Below are 3563 nucleotides of genomic sequence, written 5' to 3'. Positions count from 1 at the left end.
TGACGCCGTCGATCAGCACGTTCATGTTGAGCGAGAAACGCACCTCCAGATCGGAGTTGCGGAACAGCATCCCCATGAGAAGTTCGGGATCGACGTTCTTGGACCGCGGTTCGATGATCATGCGCACATCATCGGCGGATTCATCTCGCACATCGCCCAGAATGGGGATCTTCTTGGTCTGGATCAGTTCGGCGATCTTTTCGATCAGGCGNGATTTCTGAACCTGATAGGGGATTTCCGTGATCACGATCTGCCACAGCCCACGACCGAGGTCTTCCACCTCCCACCGGCAGCGCAGGCGGAACCCGCCTTTGCCGGTCCGGTAGGCGGTCGCGATACTGTCGCGTGGTTCCACCAGAACGCCCCCCGTGGGAAAATCGGGGCCCGGCACGTAGTTGAGCAGCGTATCGTCCCGCGCATCCGGCGTCTTGATCAGGTGAAGACAGGCATCGCAAAGCTCGGCGATGTTATGCGGCGGTATGTTGGTCGCCATGCCGACGGCGATCCCGCTGGCCCCGTTCGCCAGCAGGTTCGGGAATTGCGCGGGCAGCACCTCCGGCTCCGTGAGGGTGCCATCGTAATTTTCGCGAAAGTTGACCGCGTTTTCGTTCAGCCCTTCGAGCATGGCCTCGGCCACGGCGGTCATCCGGGCTTCGGTATAGCGGCTCGCGGCGGGGTTATCGCCGTCGATATTGCCGAAGTTGCCCTGCCCGTCGACCAGCGGATAGCGCACGTTGAAATCCTGCGCCAGGCGCGCCATGGCATCGTAGATCGCTGCATCCCCGTGGGGGTGATAGTTGCCCATCACGTCGCCCGAGATCTTCGCCGACTTGCGAAAGCCCCCGTTCGAGGCAAGGCGCAGTTCCCGCATCGCGTAGAGGATCCGCCGGTGCACCGGCTTCAGACCGTCCCGGGCATCCGGCAGGGCACGGTGCATGATCGTGCTGAGCGCATAGGTCAGATACCTGTCGCCCAAGGCACGGCGCAGGGGTTCCGAGAGGCTGTTGCGGTCAGGTTCCGGAGGGGAGGTCACATCGGTCATGCGGTTGCTTAGCCAAAAGGGCAGAAACCGGCAAGCCGGGGAATAGCGCGGAGCATGCGAACTCCGACGCATAGGCGGCTATGCCGAATTGATAGGCCGTTCACTTTTAGCACCTAAAAGAGAATCACATAATCTGATATTGAACCGAGTGGGGGTTTCCGGCGTTAAGCCTCAAATCGCACGGGTTGAGGACAGTACAATGGGCAAATTTATTCTAGTGACCTTCGGCTTCATGGGTTGGGCCTTCTACGAGATGAGCGGCGGCGCCGATTTCGAACCTGCCAGCGTCCGTCTGGCCGAAGCGAGCCCCGTCACGCAAAAGGACCTTTCGGTGCCTGAAAGCGGCATCAGCATTCAGAGCGTGACACCGAAGGTGACCGCCGCCGTCGTCAAGGACGACAGCAAACTGCGCATCGACAATGCCGTCATGCGGTCTGACGTGGATCTGACGCAGATTTCCCAAGCGAAAGACACACGCCCTGCCCCGGCCTTTGAGCCGCAGAAAGCAAGCTTCAACCAACCCCAGCCTGCCGAGGCTCAAGAAACCGAAATCGTAATGCAGAGCCTGATCGCCACGGATGAGCCGGTACAGGCCACCAATGCCTCGCTTCAGACCCAGGCCGCAGGGGACGTGCGCATCGTATCGGGGACCCGTGTGAATGTGCGCGGCGGTCCGGGTACGAACTTCGATGTCGTATCCCAGGTGATCGAAGGTGACGCGGTCGAAGTGCTTGACGACAATGGCGACGGCTGGGTCCGCATGCGCTCTGTCGATGGCGGACCCGAAGGCTGGATCGCTGATTTCCTACTCGTCAACGGCTGACACCTTTCGGTTGCATTCATACTCTTTGCCGTGAAGATGGCCTCCGTTTTACGGGGGCCTTTTTATGTCTGCACGATCCATCCTCATCACCGGCTGCTCCTCCGGCATCGGTTATGCGGCAGCACATGGCCTGCGTGCGCGGGGGTGGACCGTCTTCGCCGCCTGCCGAAAGGAGGAAGACTGCGCGAAACTACGAGCCGAAGGCTTCATCAGCCCCCGCCTCGATTACAGCGACACCGAAACCATCGAAGCGGCGGTCACCCAAGTGCTGGAACATACCGGCGGCACCCTCGATGCGCTGTTCAACAACGGCGCACATGCGACACCGGGCGCAGTCGAAGACCTCCCCACGGAGGGGCTGCGCGCGATATTTGAAACCAACCTGTTCGGCTGGCACAGCCTGACCCGCCGCGTCCTTCCCGTGATGCGGGCGCAGGGCCACGGGCGAATCGTTCAGTGCTCCTCGGTTCTTGGCTTGGTGACGATGCCTTGGCGGGGCGCCTACAACGCGACGAAATTCGCGCTCGAAGGGCTTACCGACACGCTGCGGATCGAAATGCGCGATACCGGCATCCATGTCGTCCTCATCGAACCCGGGCCCGTCACATCGCGCATCAGGGCCAATTCCATCCCGCATTTCGAACGATGGATTGATTGGCGCGCCTCCCCCCGCAGGGCACGATACGAAAGCGAACTGATCGCGCGCCTCTACCGAGAGACCGACAAGCCGGATCCTTTCGAACTGCCCCCCGAGGCGGTCGTAAAGAAGCTGGTACACGCGCTGGAAGCACCCCGTCCACGTGCGCGATACTATGTCACGACGCCTACCTATCTCATGGGTTTTCTTAGAAGAATCCTGCCGACCCGGGCGCTCGACTGGGTGTTGAGCCGCTGAAAGCCCTTGCGCCCCCACCCTGCCCCGCTACATGACTTGGGCGACGGAAAGGAAGCCAGATGACATTCGATCCATTCTTCATTGTCGTTATAATCGCCGTCATTGCGGTTGTCGTCATCCTGATGTTCGGGCTCGGCGGCTTTGCCGGCGGCGGAGCCTTCAACCGGCGCAACAGCAACAAACTGATGCGGATGCGGATCATCGCCCAGTTCATCGCGGTGCTGCTCATCCTTGCCTACGTCTATTTCATGAAAGGCACCGGCTGATGGTTGTCCTGAACAAGATCTACACCCGCACCGGCGACAAGGGCGATACCGCGCTCGGCAATGGCGACCGCGTGGCAAAGCACGATCCGCGCGTCGAAGCCTATGGGACGGTCGACGAACTCAACAGTTTCGTGGGCGTCGCCCGGCTGGACGCGAAGGATGAAACGGACGCGGCCCTGTCGCGCATCCAGAACGACCTTTTCGATCTTGGCGCCGATCTGTGCCGCCCCGATATCGAAAAGGATGCCGAAGCCGAATATCCGCCCCTGCGCATCAGCGATGCACAAGTCGATCGGCTGGAGCGGGAAATCGACGTTATGAATGCCGAACTCGAACCTCTGCGCAGCTTCATCCTGCCGGGGGGCCGAAAGCTGGCCGCCGATCTTCATGTATGCCGTACCGTGGCACGGCGCGCTGAACGCCTGTCGGTGGAACTGGCCGGAAAGCAGGATGTGAACGGCGCTGCCGTTCGCTATCTCAACCGGCTGAGCGACTGGTTCTTCGTCGCCGCGCGCATGGCGAACAACGCCGGGGCCG

General features: G+C 61.1%; 5 protein-coding genes. 4 read left to right on the top strand and 1 reads right to left on the bottom strand.

Features of this window, described 5'->3' with window-relative positions; genetic code table 11:
- A partial coding sequence (locus A3764_RS14675; protein ID WP_330220528.1) for a DNA gyrase subunit A occupies window positions 1-1042 on the bottom strand: 1042 nt, incomplete at its 3' end.
- A gap of 199 nt (window positions 1043-1241) precedes the next feature.
- Between A3764_RS14675 and A3764_RS14670 the strand changes: the two genes are divergently transcribed.
- From A3764_RS14670 to A3764_RS14655, 4 genes are all read left to right on the top strand, one after another.
- Window positions 1242-1865 (top strand): SH3 domain-containing protein, encoded by a 624-nt coding sequence (locus tag A3764_RS14670; RefSeq protein WP_067924894.1) that lies wholly within the window; start codon window positions 1242-1244, stop codon window positions 1863-1865.
- Between the two features lie 64 nt (window positions 1866-1929).
- Window positions 1930-2760: an SDR family oxidoreductase gene (locus A3764_RS14665; RefSeq protein WP_067924897.1), complete on the top strand. Its 831-nt coding sequence runs from the start codon at window positions 1930-1932 to the stop codon at window positions 2758-2760.
- Between the two features lie 59 nt (window positions 2761-2819).
- Window positions 2820-3026 carry a twin transmembrane helix small protein gene (locus tag A3764_RS14660; protein WP_067924902.1) on the top strand — a complete coding sequence of 69 codons (207 nt, stop codon included), beginning with the start codon at window positions 2820-2822 and terminating at the stop codon, window positions 3024-3026.
- A partial coding sequence (locus A3764_RS14655) for a cob(I)yrinic acid a,c-diamide adenosyltransferase (protein ID WP_067951708.1) occupies window positions 3026-3563 on the top strand: 538 nt, incomplete at its 3' end. The genes A3764_RS14660 and A3764_RS14655, both read left to right, overlap by 1 nt.

This window comes from Sulfitobacter sp. HI0129, assembly GCF_001635395.1.
GTDB lineage: Bacteria > Pseudomonadota > Alphaproteobacteria > Rhodobacterales > Rhodobacteraceae > Sulfitobacter.
The sequence above is the reverse complement of the archived record's forward strand: the minus strand, read 5'-3'. Positions and strand labels throughout refer to the sequence as shown.

Coding starts and splice junctions, on each gene's coding strand:
- A3764_RS14670 (WP_067924894.1), top strand. CDS start 1,242: ATGGGCAAATTTATTCTAGTGACCTTCGGCTTCATGGGTTGGGCCTTC.
- A3764_RS14665 (WP_067924897.1), top strand. CDS start 1,930: ATGTCTGCACGATCCATCCTCATCACCGGCTGCTCCTCCGGCATCGGT.
- A3764_RS14660 (WP_067924902.1), top strand. CDS start 2,820: ATGACATTCGATCCATTCTTCATTGTCGTTATAATCGCCGTCATTGCG.